This is a genomic window from Serratia sp. D1N4 (genome assembly GCF_054552755.1).
In genome coordinates, this window is sequence record NZ_CM137274.1 from 264,945 (window position 1) to 280,406 (window position 15,462).

14 protein-coding genes are annotated in these 15,462 nt (G+C 54.9%); 11 read left to right on the top strand and 3 right to left on the bottom strand.

Going from position 1 to position 15,462, the window contains the following annotated elements; genetic code table 11:
• Window positions 1-24: 24 nt before the first annotated feature.
• The 5 genes from dapF to uvrD all read left to right on the top strand — a co-directional run bounded on the left by dapF (window position 25) and on the right by uvrD (window position 5,415).
• Window positions 25-849, top strand: a complete 825-nt coding sequence (dapF, locus tag ACX1CU_RS01150) for a diaminopimelate epimerase (RefSeq protein WP_459400836.1) — start codon at window positions 25-27, stop codon at window positions 847-849.
• Window positions 846-1,550, top strand: coding sequence for a DUF484 domain-containing protein (locus tag ACX1CU_RS01155; protein ID WP_459400837.1), 705 nt, complete (start codon window positions 846-848; stop codon window positions 1,548-1,550). Before dapF ends, ACX1CU_RS01155 begins: the two co-directional genes overlap by 4 nt.
• A complete protein-coding gene (gene xerC, locus ACX1CU_RS01160; protein ID WP_459400838.1) occupies window positions 1,547-2,458 on the top strand; it encodes a tyrosine recombinase XerC in 912 nt (303 codons plus the stop codon). The genes ACX1CU_RS01155 and xerC overlap by 4 nt, the downstream gene beginning before the upstream one ends.
• The gene (yigB, locus tag ACX1CU_RS01165; RefSeq protein WP_459400839.1) at window positions 2,458-3,174 is read left to right on the top strand and encodes a 5-amino-6-(5-phospho-D-ribitylamino)uracil phosphatase YigB; all 717 of its coding nucleotides are present in this window, start codon (window positions 2,458-2,460) and stop codon (window positions 3,172-3,174) included. The genes xerC and yigB overlap by 1 nt, the downstream gene beginning before the upstream one ends.
• A 78-nt stretch (window positions 3,175-3,252) precedes the next feature.
• Window positions 3,253-5,415: a DNA helicase II gene (gene uvrD / locus ACX1CU_RS01170; protein WP_459400840.1), complete on the top strand. Its 2,163-nt coding sequence runs from the start codon at window positions 3,253-3,255 to the stop codon at window positions 5,413-5,415.
• Window positions 5,416-5,514: 99 nt separating this feature from the next.
• On the opposite strand, the gene ACX1CU_RS01175 is transcribed toward uvrD, so the two are convergent.
• On the bottom strand, window positions 5,515-6,003 hold the full coding sequence (locus ACX1CU_RS01175) for a WbuC family cupin fold metalloprotein (protein ID WP_459400841.1): 489 nt from the start codon (window positions 6,001-6,003) through the stop codon (window positions 5,515-5,517).
• Window positions 6,004-6,451: 448 nt separating this feature from the next.
• Here ACX1CU_RS01175 and corA point away from each other — a divergent pair, with 448 nt between their 5' ends.
• Both corA and ACX1CU_RS01185 read left to right on the top strand, forming a co-directional pair.
• Complete coding sequence (corA, locus tag ACX1CU_RS01180) at window positions 6,452-7,402, top strand: magnesium/cobalt transporter CorA (protein ID WP_459400842.1); 951 nt, start codon at window positions 6,452-6,454, stop codon at window positions 7,400-7,402.
• 648 nt (window positions 7,403-8,050) lie between these two features.
• Window positions 8,051-9,142: an AbrB family transcriptional regulator gene (locus ACX1CU_RS01185; protein WP_459400843.1), complete on the top strand. Its 1,092-nt coding sequence runs from the start codon at window positions 8,051-8,053 to the stop codon at window positions 9,140-9,142.
• Between the two features lies 1 nt (window position 9,143).
• Here the strand turns inward: ACX1CU_RS01185 and rarD are convergent, their stop codons facing one another.
• The gene (gene rarD, locus ACX1CU_RS01190) at window positions 9,144-10,031 is read right to left on the bottom strand and encodes an EamA family transporter RarD (RefSeq protein WP_459400844.1); all 888 of its coding nucleotides are present in this window, start codon (window positions 10,029-10,031) and stop codon (window positions 9,144-9,146) included.
• An 89-nt stretch (window positions 10,032-10,120) separates the two neighbouring features.
• The gene (locus tag ACX1CU_RS01195; RefSeq protein ID WP_459400845.1) at window positions 10,121-10,591 is read right to left on the bottom strand and encodes a thioesterase family protein; all 471 of its coding nucleotides are present in this window, start codon (window positions 10,589-10,591) and stop codon (window positions 10,121-10,123) included.
• A 199-nt stretch (window positions 10,592-10,790) separates the two neighbouring features.
• On the opposite strand from ACX1CU_RS01195, the gene pldA reads away from it, so the two are divergent.
• The 4 genes from pldA (at window position 10,791) to ACX1CU_RS01215 (ending at window position 15,403) form a co-directional block, all read left to right on the top strand.
• Window positions 10,791-11,657, top strand: a complete 867-nt coding sequence (pldA, locus tag ACX1CU_RS01200) for a phospholipase A (RefSeq protein ID WP_459400846.1) — start codon at window positions 10,791-10,793, stop codon at window positions 11,655-11,657.
• Between the two features lie 60 nt (window positions 11,658-11,717).
• Window positions 11,718-13,550 (top strand): ATP-dependent DNA helicase RecQ, encoded by a 1,833-nt coding sequence (gene recQ, locus ACX1CU_RS01205; RefSeq protein ID WP_459400847.1) that lies wholly within the window; start codon window positions 11,718-11,720, stop codon window positions 13,548-13,550.
• 72 nt (window positions 13,551-13,622) lie between these two features.
• On the top strand, window positions 13,623-14,753 hold the full coding sequence (locus tag ACX1CU_RS01210) for an AAA family ATPase (RefSeq protein WP_459400848.1): 1,131 nt from the start codon (window positions 13,623-13,625) through the stop codon (window positions 14,751-14,753).
• Complete coding sequence (locus ACX1CU_RS01215; RefSeq protein WP_459400849.1) at window positions 14,750-15,403, top strand: DUF4276 family protein; 654 nt, start codon at window positions 14,750-14,752, stop codon at window positions 15,401-15,403. Before ACX1CU_RS01210 ends, ACX1CU_RS01215 begins: the two co-directional genes overlap by 4 nt.
• Window positions 15,404-15,462: the final 59 nt, after the last annotated feature.

Genomic DNA, 15,462 nt, shown 5'->3' on the forward strand with positions numbered 1-15,462 from the left:
CGCGTCCAGATAGCGGAGTATGATATGCAGTTCTCCAAAATGCACGGTCTGGGTAACGACTTTATGGTGGTCGATGCCGTAACACAGAATGTCTACTTTTCACCTGAGTTGATCCGCCGCTTGGCCGATCGGCATTTGGGCGTTGGTTTTGATCAGATGCTGATCGTAGAACCGCCTTACGACCCAGAACTCGATTTCCATTACCGTATTTTCAATGCTGACGGCAGCGAAGTGGCGCAGTGTGGCAACGGAGCCCGCTGTTTTGCCCGTTTTGTGCGGCTGAAAGGGCTGACCAACAAGCGTGATATCCGCGTCAGCACCCAGACCGGGCGTATGGTATTGAGCGTGACCGACGACGATCTGGTGTGCGTCAACATGGGCGAACCGAACTTCGATCCGCAGATCGTGCCGTTCCGCGCCACTAAGACGGAAAAAACCTACATCATGCGCGCAGCGGAGCATACTGTGTTGTGTGGTGTCGTCTCGATGGGCAACCCGCACTGTGTTTTACAGGTGGACGATGTCAAAACCGCCAAGGTCGAGTTTCTCGGCCCGGTGCTGGAAGGGCACGAGCGTTTCCCTGAACGCGCCAACATTGGTTTTATGCAGGTGGTGAGCCGTGAGCACATCAAGCTGCGTGTTTATGAGCGCGGAGCAGGCGAAACGCAGGCCTGCGGCAGCGGTGCTTGTGCGGCGGTTGCGGTCGGCATCCAACAAGAATTGCTGTCAGAAGAGGTACATGTAGAACTGCCGGGTGGCAGCTTGCATATCCGCTGGAAAGGGCCGGGCAACCCCTTGTTTATGACCGGCCCTGCGACCCATGTTTATGACGGATTTATTCATCTATGAAGAGCGTAGAGAACCAGGCAGTGACGGATATTGAGCTTGATGACGATACCGTCATGCAGTATCTGCTACAGAATCCCGATTTCTTTATTCGCAACGCGCGTCAGGTTGAGCAAATGCGTGTGCCGCACCCGGTGCGTGGCACGGTGTCGCTGGTGGAGTGGCATCTGGCGCGGCAGCGCAACCACATCACCCAGTTGGAAGAAGAGATCACCTTGCTGATGGAACAGGCCAGCGGCAACGAAACGCTGTTTGCCCGTCTGTTGCATTTGCAGGCCGATCTGGCTACCGCCAGCAGCCTGCAGGATATGCTTAACCGCTTGCAGCGCTGGGCGCGTGGTTTTGGTCTGGTGGGGGCTAATATCCGTCTGTTTAACGATCGCTGGAACATCGGTGCGCCATCTGATTTTACCCATCTCGGCCTGGCGCGTTCGGCGTTTGAACCCTTGCGTATTCAGCGCTTGGGCAGCCAACCGCATTATCTCGGCAGCCTCAATGGCCCTGAGCTGTTGCTGCTGTTACCACAGGCGAAGCAGGTCGGTTCGGTGGCTCTGTCATTGCTCGGGGAACATGGCGAACTGGGCATGGTGATTTTCAGCAGCCGTGATACGCAACATTATCAGCAGGGGATGGGCACCGTGATGCTCGACCAACTGGCGCGCATGCTGCCGGAACTGATAGAGCGCTGGATCGAACGCGCATGACGCTCTCAGCGGCCAGCCTGCAACCGCCGGTGGACGCTTTCCTGCGCTATCTGAAGGTAGAGCGCCAGCTCAGCCCACTGACCCAAATCAGCTATTCGCGCCAACTACAGGCGCTGATTGCGCTGGCGGCCGATCTCGGCGTCAGCGCATGGCCGATGCTGGATGCCGCCCGCGTGCGCCAACTGGCGGCACGTAGCAAACGGGCCGGGTTGCAGTCTTCCAGTTTGGCGTTACGTCTTTCGGCGTTGCGCAGCTTCTTAGATTGGTTGGTCAGCCAGGGTGTGCTGAGCGCCAACCCTGCGAAAGGGATCCGCACGCCGCGCAGTGGTCGCCATCTGCCGAAAAATATCGACGTTGATGAAATGAATCAATTGCTGAACATTGATCTCAACGATCCGCTGGCGGTACGCGATCGCGCCATGCTGGAGGTGATGTACGGTGCCGGGCTGCGTCTTGCCGAACTGGTAGGGCTGGATTGCCGCTATGTCGATCTGGCCGCCGGTGAAATCTGGGTGATGGGTAAAGGCAGCAAAGAGCGCAAACTGCCGCTCGGCCGTATGGCGATTACTTGGCTGCAACATTGGCTGGCGCTGCGCGATCTGTTTGCACCGACTGACGATGCGATGTTCCTCTCCAACCAGGGTAAACGCATTTCGGCGCGCAACGTGCAGAAGCGTTTTGCCGAATGGGGCGTCAAGCAGGGGGTCAACAGCCATATTCACCCGCACAAGCTGCGCCACTCTTTTGCCACTCATATGCTGGAATCCAGCGGCGATCTGCGCGCGGTGCAGGAGTTATTGGGCCATGCCAACCTGACCACCACGCAAATTTATACCCACCTCGACTTTCAACATCTGGCGAAAGTGTATGATGCTGCGCATCCACGCGCCAAACGGGGGAAATCCTGATGCATTTTTACCGTCCACTGCGCCCGCTGGCGGCGTTGACCTTCGATCTAGACGATACGCTGTATGATAATCGTCCGGTGATCAAACAGACCGAGCAGCAGTCGGTGGCTTTTTTGCAGAGTTACCATCCGGGGTTGAGCAGTTTCCAGTCGGCAGATTTTCATCGCCTGCGGCAGGAACTGCGTGAACAGGATCCGGAGATTTACCACGATGTCACGCAATGGCGCTGGCGTGCGGTCCATTTGGCGCTGAGCCGTCAGGGGCTGCGCGACGCTGAAGCTGCGCTAGGCGCGGACGCGGCAATGCAGAATTTTGCCCTGTGGCGCAGCCGAATTGAAATACCAGAGGCCACCCATACCACCTTAAAAGCGCTGGGGCAGCGCTATCCGCTGGTGGCGATCACCAACGGCAACGCCGATCCGGCGCTGTGTGGGTTAGAGGGTTACTTCCAGTTTGTGTTGCGATCGGGGCCGGATGGCCGCGCCAAACCTTATCAGGATATGTACCAGTTGGCCGCCGCAAGGCTGGGCGTAGCGCCAGCGCAGATCCTGCACGTTGGCGACGATCTGACCACCGACGTGGCTGGCGCACTGCGTTCGGGCCTGCAAGCCTGTTGGATCAACGATCGGCAACGCAGCCTGATGCAGGCGGATGACAGCCGTTTGCTGCCACATATTGAGATTTCGCAGTTGGCATCGCTGACAGCATTGTTATAATCCTTGCAGTAATCTGTATAAATCCCCAGTGGAAAGTACGCAAAATGCACACTTTCCCTTTACCAATTAATGGTGCCTATGGACGTTTCCGATCTGCTCGACAGCATGAATGATAAACAACGTGAAGCCGTGGCTGCGCCACGCAGCAACCTGTTGGTGCTGGCGGGCGCGGGCAGCGGAAAGACCCGGGTGCTGGTGCATCGCATCGCCTGGCTGCTGGCGGTGGAGAACTGCTCGCCGTATTCGATCATGGCGGTGACCTTCACCAACAAGGCGGCGGCGGAGATGCGCCACCGTATTGAACACCTGATTGGTACCAGCCAGGGCGGCATGTGGATCGGCACCTTCCACGGGCTGGCACATCGCCTGCTGCGTGCCCACCATATGGACGCCAACCTGCCGCAGGATTTCCAGATCCTCGACAGCGAAGATCAACTGCGCTTGATCAAACGCATCGTGCGTGCGCTGAACATCGACGAGAAACAATGGGCACCGCGTCAGGCGATGTGGTACATCAACGGCAAAAAAGACGATGGTCTGCGCCCGCAACACATCGAAAGCTACGGCAATCCGGTAGAGGCCACCTGGCTGAAGATTTATCAGGCCTATCAGGAAGCATGCGATCGGGCGGGGCTGGTGGATTTCGCCGAGCTGCTGCTGCGCGCTCATGAACTGTGGCTGAACAAGCCACATATCCTCAATCATTACCGTGAGCGTTTCACCAATATTCTGGTGGACGAATTCCAGGATACCAACCGTATTCAGTACGCCTGGATCCACATGCTGGCGGGGGATAAAGCCAATGTGATGATTGTGGGTGATGACGATCAGTCAATCTACGGCTGGCGTGGTGCTCAGGTGGAAAACATTCAGCGTTTCCTGAAGGATTTCCCAGGGGCGCAAACCGTCCGGCTGGAGCAGAACTATCGCTCCACCAGCAATATCCTCAAAGCGGCTAACACCCTGATCGCCAATAACGACGGGCGCTTGGGTAAAAATCTGTGGACCGAAGGGGCCGAGGGTGAACCGATCTCGATCTATTGCGCCTTCAATGAATTGGACGAAGCGCGCTTTGTGGTCAACCGCATCAAGTCCTGGCAGGACAACGGCGGGGCGCTGAATGATTGCGCCATTCTGTACCGCAGTAACGCCCAGTCGCGCGTACTGGAAGAGGCGTTGCTGCAAACTGCGATGCCGTATCGCATTTATGGCGGCATGCGCTTCTTCGAACGCCAGGAAATCAAAGACGCGCTGGCCTATCTGCGCCTGATGGCGAATCGTAACGACGATGCTGCTTTTGAGCGCGTGGTGAATACCCCAACGCGCGGCATTGGCGATCGCACGCTTGACGTGGTGCGCCAAACGGCGCGCGATCGGCAACTGACGCTGTGGCAGGCAACGCGCGCGCTGTTGCAGGATAAGGTGCTGGCGGGCCGTGCGGCCTCTGCGTTGCAACGCTTTCTTGAACTGGTGGATTCGCTGGCGCATGAAACCGCAGAGATGCCGCTGCATGTGCAAACTGATCGGGTGATCCGCGATTCCGGCTTGTTCATCATGTATGAGCAGGAAAAAGGTGAGAAAGGTCAGGCGCGCATCGAAAACCTGGAAGAACTGGTGACGGCCACCCGCCAATACAGCTATCAGGATGAAGATCAGGATCTGATGCCATTGCAGGCGTTTCTCTCCCATGCCGCGCTGGAGGCGGGCGAAGGTCAGGCGGATGCTTATCAGGACGCGGTGCAACTGATGACCCTGCACTCGGCCAAAGGGCTGGAGTTCCGCCAGGTGTTTATCGTCGGCATGGAAGAGGGCATGTTCCCGAGCCAGATGTCGCTGGATGAAGGTGGTCGCCTGGAAGAAGAACGCCGCTTGGCCTACGTCGGCGTGACCCGAGCGATGCAGAAACTGACGCTGACCTATGCGGAAACCCGCCGCCTGTACGGCAAAGAGGTGTATCACCGCCCATCGCGCTTTATTGGTGAAATCCCGGAAGAGTGCGTGGAAGAAGTGCGCCTGCGCGCCAGCGTTTCGCGCCCGGTGAGCCACCGCCGCATGGGTACGCCAATCAGCGAGAACGATACCGGTTACAAACTGGGCCAGCGCGTGCGCCATCCGAAGTTTGGTGAAGGCACGATCGTAAACCTGGAAGGTAGCGGCGAACACAGCCGGTTGCAGATTGCGTTTCAGGGGGAAGGCATCAAGTGGCTGGTGGCAGCTTACGCTAAGCTGGAAACCGCTTAATGTATACTCTAAATAATTCGAGTTGCATGTAGGCGGCCGATTCGTTATCCCCTGGAGCTTATGGTAAGTGACAGGGGATAACGAGTGCAGCCAACAACGCTACGGCTTGAAAGACGACGGTGAAAAGCGATCGCCGATTTTGGCGGTGGCATACCAGCGCATCACGGCGGCAGTCCCCTCACCACCCTCCGGTGGAGCCCAAGCCATACAATCCTCTTCTGCCAGCGCGCGATAAGGGCCTTGTTTCACTTCAAACACCACACCACCGGGATCAACGGACAGCACGGCATGCCAGGTCGATGCGGGCATCTCCAGCACTTTGGTTTCTTCGCCCAGCAGGGTGCGTTGGGTAACGACGCCGTCTTCATTGAACTGCAACACCACAAAACGACCGCGCAGCGGAGTCAGTAATTCCCAGGTTTGCGGATGGCGATGTGGGCGGATATAGGTACCCGGCTCCATAGCGATCGCCAAGCGTTGCACCGGATCGCTTAACTCGTCATGCAAAGTGCGGTGTGCGCGCAGACGTGCTACTGTGGCGGCCTGCTCGCTCATGGTCGTCAGGTCGTGGGCGGTAATCTGTTTCATAAGGTTATTCCGCAAGGGTTTTGTGCCCTAATCTTAGCAATTTTCCGGTGTGCAGTCAGAGATCGCCGCGTGTTTTTCGACAGCGCCGGGTCCCTGTTAGCAAATTGTTACAGCTCCACAGCCAGCGTGATGAATTGTTGCGCAATTATCCTGTCTACGTGTTGACAGGCTTTTTCTTCTCGGCGTAACATGCGCGCACTATTATCAATGAGGACACACGCCTTGGACACACCCAGTAGATACTGGCTCAATGACCTGGACAACAACAGGTACAACTTCTAAGGCTATCCCATCGCGCTGATACCCTTCGTGGTTGTCGGCGACCTTCTTTGTGTCGCTCTGAGTCAGATCTCTTCATGGTCTGGAACGAGCTGGTAATCAATTCCTCCCTCGATTTCTGTGCTTCAACGCGTTGTCTCTACCCGTCACCATAGGGGAGTTTTGGCACATGCTAAGCGCTTTTAAATTAGATAACGGCCGCTTATCCCGTCTGGAGTTGGATGACTCAGACGATTTGACCATGTCGCTGTGGGTTGACCTGGTTGAGCCAGAGGAAGGCGAACGTGAGCGCGTGCAAACAGAGTTAGGCCAAAGCCTGGCAACACGCCCGGAACTGGACGACATCGAAGCCTCCGCCCGTTTCTTTGAAGATGAAGACGGCCTGCATATCCACTCCTTTTTCTACTTTGAGGATGCCGAAGATCACGCGGGTAACTCCACGGTGGCCTTCACCATCCGTGATGGCCGCCTGTATACCCTGCGTGAGCGCGAACTGCCTGCGTTCCGGCTTTATCGTATGCGTGCCCGTAACCAGAGAATGATGGAGGGTAACGCTTACGAGCTGTTGTTGGATCTGTTTGAAACCAAGATCGAACAACTGGCTGATGAGATCGAAAACGTCTATAGCGATCTGGAAAAACTCAGCCGGGTAATTATGGAAGGCCATCCAGGGGATGAATATGACGCAGCGCTATCAACGTTAGCGGAACTGGAAGATATCGGCTGGAAGGTGCGGCTGTGTCTGATGGATACCCAGCGAGCGCTGAATTTCCTGGTGCGCAAGGCGCGTTTGCCAACTGGCCAGTTGGAGCAGGCGCGTGAAGTGCTGCGCGACATCGAATCCCTGCTGCCGCACAACGAATCGCTGTTCCAGAAGGTGAACTTCCTGATGCAGGCGGCGATGGGTTTTATCAACATTGAGCAGAGCCGCATCATCAAGATCTTCTCGGTGGTGTCGGTGGTGTTCCTGCCGCCAACGCTGGTGGCCTCCAGTTACGGGATGAACTTCGACTTTATGCCGGAGCTGAAGTGGTCATTTGGTTATCCAGGGGCCATTCTCCTGATGCTGTTGGCGGGGCTGGCGCCTTACCTGTATTTCAAGCGTAAGAATTGGCTCTAAGCTGAAAATGTCCGCTAAGGAAAGGGGCTATTCTCACGTTACAGGCTGTTATTGGTGTGGATTTAGCCTTTGTGCGTCTTTTTTTTCAAACGGCTGGAGTTGTCTTTAGACGAGGTATGGTTCCTGGCCTGGCTTAGGATGCTACTTGCCAAGCTGGGAGCACCAGAAGAGTTCCGGACAGAACGTATCCTCGCGTTTGGAGTTGTGAGCTGGCGGGGGTGAGATGCCGCAACCTGCGCCCACGATTCAATCCCCATTTCAGCACAAAGAATGGGTTTTTTGACAGCAGTGACAACAGTTTTTATCGGCTGAACGCCTTCTACAGCAGCTTGGATGCTGCTGTTATAGTGGGACGCTATCGCCTCAGCTTGAATCGCAAACATGTGCAGTAAACTCTCTGTATTTATCTTCCTTGATTTGTTTTGCCTTTCTTAAGGCAGGCTCACCCAATGGCGTTAATGGTTGTTCAGCCAATTTGACTCTCCCTGTTCATTAACTGAGCATCATAGACAGACGCCATTTATTCCTCAAGGTTGCAGTACCCGTTAAGAGCAGGTGTAGTCATAGTGACAAAATCTGTACTCTTTAGCCTGCTAAATAAGGGTAGAATACTGCCCTTATTTAGCAGTCCGTAAGGCATGGGTTTTGATGGAGCGTTTCCCCCCTTTAGTTCAATGGTTGATCCTGTTACTGGCTTCGCTGGTGTTGGGTTTTGGCTTGCAGGTCTTCCACATTCCCGCCGCATTGCTGCTGGGGCCGATGATTGTCGGTGTCGCTATGGGGTTGCTCGGTGCTTCAGTACGCATTCCCGAACCCTTTTTTATTGCCTCGCAGGCGGTGTTAGGCTGCATGATTGCCCAAAGTATTTCCCCTGCCATTATCACCCCTCTGCTGGCTGACTGGCCGCTGGTGCTGCTGGTGTTGATCGCAACGCTGATGGCCAGTGGTCTCTCGGGCTGGTGCTTGGTGCGCTTCAGTGATTTACCCGGTTCGACCGGTGCATGGGGATCTTCCCCCGGCGGCGCATCTGCCATGGTGGCGATGGCGGGGGATTACGGGGCGGATGTTCGGCTGGTGGCGTTTATGCAGTATCTGCGCGTACTGTTTGTCGCCACCGCGGCGGCGATGGTGGCACGCATCGGCTTGGGTGATGAAGCTGGGCACGGCAGTGTCAACCTGGTGTGGTTCCCACCGCTTGACTGGCGCTTTTTCGGTACTTTGGCGATTGCCGCCGCAGGTTGCTGGTTGGGCCCACGCCTGCGCATTCCTTCTGGTTCGCTGATGCTACCGATGATTATCGGTGCGGCGTTTCATGCCACTGGCACCATGACGCTGCAGGTGCCGGAGTGGTTACTGGCGCTGGCATACACGCTGATTGGCTGGAGCGTTGGCTTGCGTTTTACCCGGCCGATATTTTTGCTGGCGTTGCGCACCTTGCCGCAGATGATGGTGTCAATCATCGGGCTGATGCTGTTTTGCGGCGGGCTGGCCTGGCTGTTGACGCAGTTTCTCTCGGTCGATCTGCTGACGGCCTATCTGGCAACCAGCCCAGGCGGGCTGGATACCGTGGCCATTATTGCCGCAGGCAGCCGGGTGGATATGTCATTTGTGATGGCAATGCAGACGCTGCGTTTGTTCACCATCCTGCTCACCGGCCCGGCGATGGCGCGGCTTATTACCCGGCTTTCACCCACTCTTGAGCAGAATCCCAAAAAACCGCAGCAAGCCCGGCAGCGCTGAGTTAACGCCGCTTGCGTTGGTTGTAGAGCGCATCCAAAGTGAACAGCAGCAGCGCAGCCCAGATAAAGCCAAAGGTGACCAGTTTGTCCCGGCCAATGGTTTCATCATAGAAGGTGACGGCCAGCAGGAACATCAGCGTTGGCCCCAGATATTGGAAGAACCCGAGGGTGGAGAGGCGCAGGCGGGTCGCCGCTGCGGTAAAGAACAACAGCGGCACCGTCGTCACCACCCCGGCGGCGGCCAGCAACAGGTTCAGCGACCAAGGGTTGGCGCTCAGGTGGCTGGTTGGGCTGTCGGCGATGAAGAATAGGTAGATCGCGGCCACCGGCAACAGCCACAGGGTTTCGATCAGCATGCCGGTTTGTGCATCAATGGCAATTTTCTTGCGCAGCAGGCCGTAGAAAGCAAAGCTGAAGGCCAAACCCAGCGCGATGATTGGCAGGGAACCGAATTGCCACAGCTGTAGCAGCACCCCGGTAAACGCCAGCGTGACGGCCACCCATTGCATGCGGCGGAAACGCTCGCCGAGAAACAGCATCCCCAGCAGAACGTTGACCAGCGGATTGATAAAATAGCCCAGGCTGGCTTCCAGCATATGATGGTTATTCACCGCCCAGATAAACAGCAGCCAGTTGCCGCCCACCAGCAGTGCTGTTACCGCCAGCAACAGCAGCCGTTTGCGGTTCTTGCAAGCGGCGCGCACCTGCGGCCAGTGATGCCCCAATGACACCAATAACAGCATAAAGAAAAATGACCAGATCACCCGATGGGTGAGGATCTCGTCGGCAGGCACCTGCTGGATCAGCTTGAAATAGGCCGGGGCAATACCCCAAATAAAGTAAGCGGCCAGAGCAAAAAGAATGCCCTGCCGCGTTTGTTTCACATCCATGACAGTTACCGGGTGGGGAAAAGAAGATGCGGCGATTTTACTTGAAGAGGGCAGGTTGTGTCCCGTCATTACGGGACACAATTTAGAACTTATCCCACCAGATAAGTGGCGGTGGCACTGGCGATATGTAAACCATCGTGGTTGTGCAGCTCAACGCGGGCGACTGCCACTTTGTTGCCGCTGCGCAGCACGCTGGCGGAGGCAGTAAAATGCTCGCCACGGCCAGGGCGCAGATAGTCAACGCGTAAATCGATGGTGCCCATGCGCGAGAGGCGCGAAGCCAGCTCTTCTTCGATCAGTGGATCCTGGCGCATCAGCACGCTGCCGACGCAGACCAATCCGGCGGCTACATCCAGAACCGAGGCGATCACGCCGCCATGCAGGATATTCTGCGCGGCATTGCCCACCAGTTTAGGCTGATTGGTAAAGGTGAGTTCGACAATGTCGTCGTCGAAGCGGCGTAGTTCTAGCCCCAGCTCACGGTTAAACGGCATGTGGTAGACAAAGATCTCGCCTATTTTCTGGCGTGCGGCTTCTAGGGTGAGTAGTGTATGCGACATAGTTCCTTTCTTCTTAACTGTTGTGACTGGGCTAACTGGTCAGTCCAGGTTAATCACTTGTGGATTTTATGCTTATTTTTTGTTGCTTTCCAGGTTTATCCCGTTGACGTATTCCTAGTGCGGTAAATGATTCTTTGTGTGTAAAATGGCCTGCTTTTATTTCAGGTCTTTTCCTAATCTTTCTGGAGTGATGAAAATCATGCGTGTTCTGTCTGGGGTTGTTATGGCGATGCTGTTAGCGCCAACGGTGGTGCAGGCTGATGAGGCCAAGAAGCAAGCAGGTTTGGTGCGTGGCAGCATTATTTCCGGCATGCTGCAGAATTATGACGGGCCATTCACCTTTTATGCGTATGAACCCAACTATTTGATCTATACCGAAACCAGCGACCTCAATAAGGAAGCCATTGAATCCTATAGCTGGGCTAAGAATGCCAACAAGGATGAGGTGAAATTCCAACTCAGCCTGGCTTTCCCGATCTGGAAGGGGATTGCCGGTGAGAATTCGCTGCTGGGGGCATCTTACACCCAACGTTCCTGGTGGCAGCTCTCCAACCATGAAGAATCAGCCCCATTCCGTGAAACCAACTATGAACCGCAGATTTTCCTCGGCTGGGCAACGGATTACCAATTTGCTGGCTGGACGCTGCGTGATATCGAAGTGGGTATCAACCATGAATCCAACGGGCGCGAAGATCCCACTTCCCGCAGTTGGAACCGTGGCTATGCTCGTTTGATGGCGCAAAGCGGTGACTGGCAGGTAGAAGTCAAACCCTGGTTCCGTTTTTCAGAAAGCGACAGTAATGACGACAACCCGGATATCACCAAATACATGGGTTATTACCGCCTGAAAGTGGGCTATGCCTGGCGTGAAAGCGTGTTCAGCGTTGATGGCCACTACAACTGGAACACCGGGTACGGCGGCGCAAAACTGGGTTGGAGCTATCCGATCACCAGCCATGTGCGTTTCTATACCCAACTGTTCAGCGGTTACGGTGAATCAATGATTGATTACAACTTCCAGCAGACACGGTTTGGCGTTGGTGTCATGCTTAACGATATTATGTAATTTTGCCGTTCAAATAGCGGTGCCCATGGGCATCGCCGTAGTGTAAAAATGGGGAAGTATGTGTCAACCGCAGCAGTGATAAACAGAGAATTGCTGGCAGAACAGGTATTGCGCGATACCTTCGGCTACCAGCAGTTCCGTCCGGGCCAACAAACGATTATCAACGCCGCCATCGGCGGGCAGGATTGCCTGGTGGTGATGCCTACCGGCGGTGGTAAATCGTTGTGCTACCAAATCCCGGCGCTGGTGATGGACGGGCTGACGCTGGTGGTCTCCCCGCTGATCTCGCTGATGAAAGATCAGGTCGATCAGCTTCTCGCTTATGGCGTTTCTGCCGCCTGCTATAACTCGACGCAAACGCGCGAACAGCAACTGGAAGTGATGGCCGGTTGCCGCAGCGGCAAGATCAAGCTGCTGTACATCGCCCCCGAGCGCTTGATGATGGACAGCTTCTTCGATCTGCTGCAACACTGCCCGCCCGCGCTGCTGGCGGTGGACGAAGCGCACTGTATTTCCCAGTGGGGCCATGACTTCCGCCCTGAATACCGCGCCCTTGGCCAATTGAAACAACGCTTCCCGGCGATGCCGGTCTTGGCGCTGACGGCCACGGCCGATGACGCCACGCGCAGTGATATTGTGCGCCTGCTGGCGTTGCAGGATCCGCTGATCCAGATCAGCAGCTTTGACCGCCCGAATATCCGTTACACGCTGGTAGAGAAATTTAAACCGCTCGATCAACTGTGGCGTTTTGTGCAGGATCAGCGCGGTAAGAGCGGCATTATTTACTGCAACAGCCGCGCCAAGGTAGAAGACACCACCGCCCGTTTGCAAAGCCGTGGCTTGAGCGTGGCGGCCTATCACGCCGGGCTGGAAAACGAACGCCGTTCTCAGGTGCAGGAAGCGTTTCAGCGTGACGATTTGCAGGTGGTGGTCGCGACCGTCGCCTTTGGTATGGGCATCAACAAACCCAACGTGCGCTTTGTCGTACACTTTGATATTCCACGTAATATCGAATCTTATTATCAGGAAACCGGTCGCGCCGGGCGTGATGGCCTGCCTGCGGAAGCAATCCTGCTGTATGACCCGGCCGATATGGCCTGGCTGCGCCGCTGCCTGGAAGAGAAACCGGCAGGCCAGCAACTGGATATCGAACGCCACAAGCTGAATGCCATGGGCGCGTTTGCCGAAGCGCAAACCTGCCGCCGTCTGGTGCTGCTGAACTACTTCGGCGAAGGCAAGCAGCAATCCTGCGGCAACTGCGATATCTGCCTCGATCCCCCCAAGCGTTACGATGGGCTGGAAGATGCGCGCAAGGCGCTGTCGGCGATTGGCCGTGTCGGGCAACGTTTCGGTATCGGCTATGTAGTGGAAGTGCTGCGCGGTGCCAATAACCAGCGTATCCGCGAATTTGGCCACGAAAAGCTGCCGGTATACGGCATTGGCCGCGATAAAACCACCGAACACTGGACCAGCGTGCTGCGTCAGTTGATTCACCTGGGCTTTATCAGCCAGAACATTGCGATGTATTCGGCACTGCAACTGACCGAGGCCGCGCGCCCGGTGCTGCGCGGCGAAGTAGAGCTACCCTTGGCGGTGCCGCGTATTCAGAGCCTGAAGGTGCGCAGCAGTGCCAATCAGAAATCCTACGGCGGCAATTACGATCGCAAGCTGTTTGCCAAACTGCGCAAGCTGCGTAAATCGATTGCCGACGAAGAGAACATCCCCCCCTACGTGGTCTTTAACGATGCCACGCTGCTGGAGATGGCAGAACAGATGCCGATCAAGGCCAGCGAACTGCTGAGCGTGAACGGTGTCGGTCAGCGTAAACTGGAGCGTTTTGGTGCGCCATTTATGGCGATGATCCGCGATCATCTCGACGATGATGATGAATAAGGACGATCAATCATGCTGATATTATTTTTGACCGTAGCGTCCACTATCAATAAATAAGCAGAGGGCCGGTTAATGAGTGCACAAGATGCGACAAAGCGCTTGCAGGGAAGGGTTGCCGAAGTTTCAATAAAGGGGTTTCGCAGCTTGGCAAACATCGAGAAACTGCAACTTCCCCAGTTGACCGTGCTCATAGGTGCCAATGGCGTTGGTAAATCCAGTTTTATCCGTTTTTTTGAGATGCTGGGATGGATGTTGCGGGCACAGAGACTGCAGGAGTTTGTTCTCCGGCAAGGCGGCGGGGATGATCAGTTTTTTATGGGTTCCCGTACCACGCCACAGATTACGGCAGAAATCCGCATCAGCACCAGGAGTGGGTTTAACGATTACTCCTTCGAAATGGCTCATCTCTCAGCGGGTGATACGGTAATGCTGACCAAAGAGGCATACCGCTATTCTGATAACCGCAAGCCGACAGAGGCACGTTGGAGCAGCTTGGAGAGCATCGGAAGAGAGTCGGCTTTGCCCAGTCAAAACAACAATACGGCGAAGACAATCTATCAATTGCTCAAGCAGTGCTCCACCTATCAGTTTCATGATACTTCCGCTAACGCTGCGATTCACCAGCGTTGGGATGTTTCTGATGCGGTTCGTTTGCGTTCTGACGGCGGTAATTTAGCCGCAGTATTGCTTGATTTAAAAGAAAATGCGCACTCTCGATATGAGCAGTTGATCCGGCAGATCCAACGGGTTTTCCCAACGTTGGATGACTTTGTTTTGGAGCCTGTGGCAGGTAAGGTGCTGTTACGATGGAAAAGTAGGTATAGCGATAAAGTGTTCGGTTCGCATCTGACTTCCGATGGTTCGCTGCGTCTGTTTTGTCTTTTAACTCTGTTAAGTTTACCAGACGAACGCCTGCCAGATGTTTTGTTCTTTGACGAACCCGAATTGGGGCTGCACCCACACGCGATCACTCTGGTATCAGAGATGATGAAGCGGGTTTCTGAGAGAAGACAATTGTTCATTGCTACCCAATCGCCTTATATGGTGGATTGCTTTGGTCTGGAGAATATCATTGTTGCTGATGCTAAGGATGGAGCGACTACATTACGTAATCTGCCAAAAGAGCAATATCAGCAATGGTTGGACGATGACTACCTGCTATCGGAGATTTGGCTGAAGTCTCCAATAGGAGGCTCTCTATGATCAGAGTCTGCGTTGTTTGTGAAGGGCAAACAGAGGTAGAGTTTATCAAAACGTGTCTTTCCCCTTATCTGTTCGCCAGCAATGTTAGTGTCTATCCGGCTATTTTGCAGGCTCCATCGGGAAGGCATCGCGGTGGTAGAGTGACTGTGGAAAGGTTGGTCGATTTTCTCTCTCATCAGTATTATGAGGCCGATCGCATTACCACTCTGGTTGATTTCTACGGTTTTCAGGACGCGGCTGGCCTAACTGCCACGCAGTTAGAGCAGAATATCCTGGCCGGGATGCAGAAAAAAATGACGAAGGGATTTAACGCGAGTTTCATTCTGCCTTACGTCCAGCTACATGAATTTGAAGCTCTGCTGTTTTCTGACGTTGAGCAGTTCAGCTGTGTTCTGGACGGCTGGGATGATAGGGTGAGAAACGAATTGATAGAAATCCGGCAACAGTTCGCTACTCCAGAAGATATTAACAACCATCCCAATACCGCGCCTTCTAAACGCATCTTCACAGCTTTTTCGCCGGGTACCTATAACAAAACAGAGCATGGTCCATTAATTGCTGAGGCGATTGGCATTACAAAGATACGCCAGGTCTGCCCAGGTTTTAATCGCTGGTTGAATAAGATCGAGGAGTGGGGAAACATTGCGTAGAACATCAAATAAAATAGCATTCGGTGCACCGTTTACGACGATGAATAAGGACGATCAAT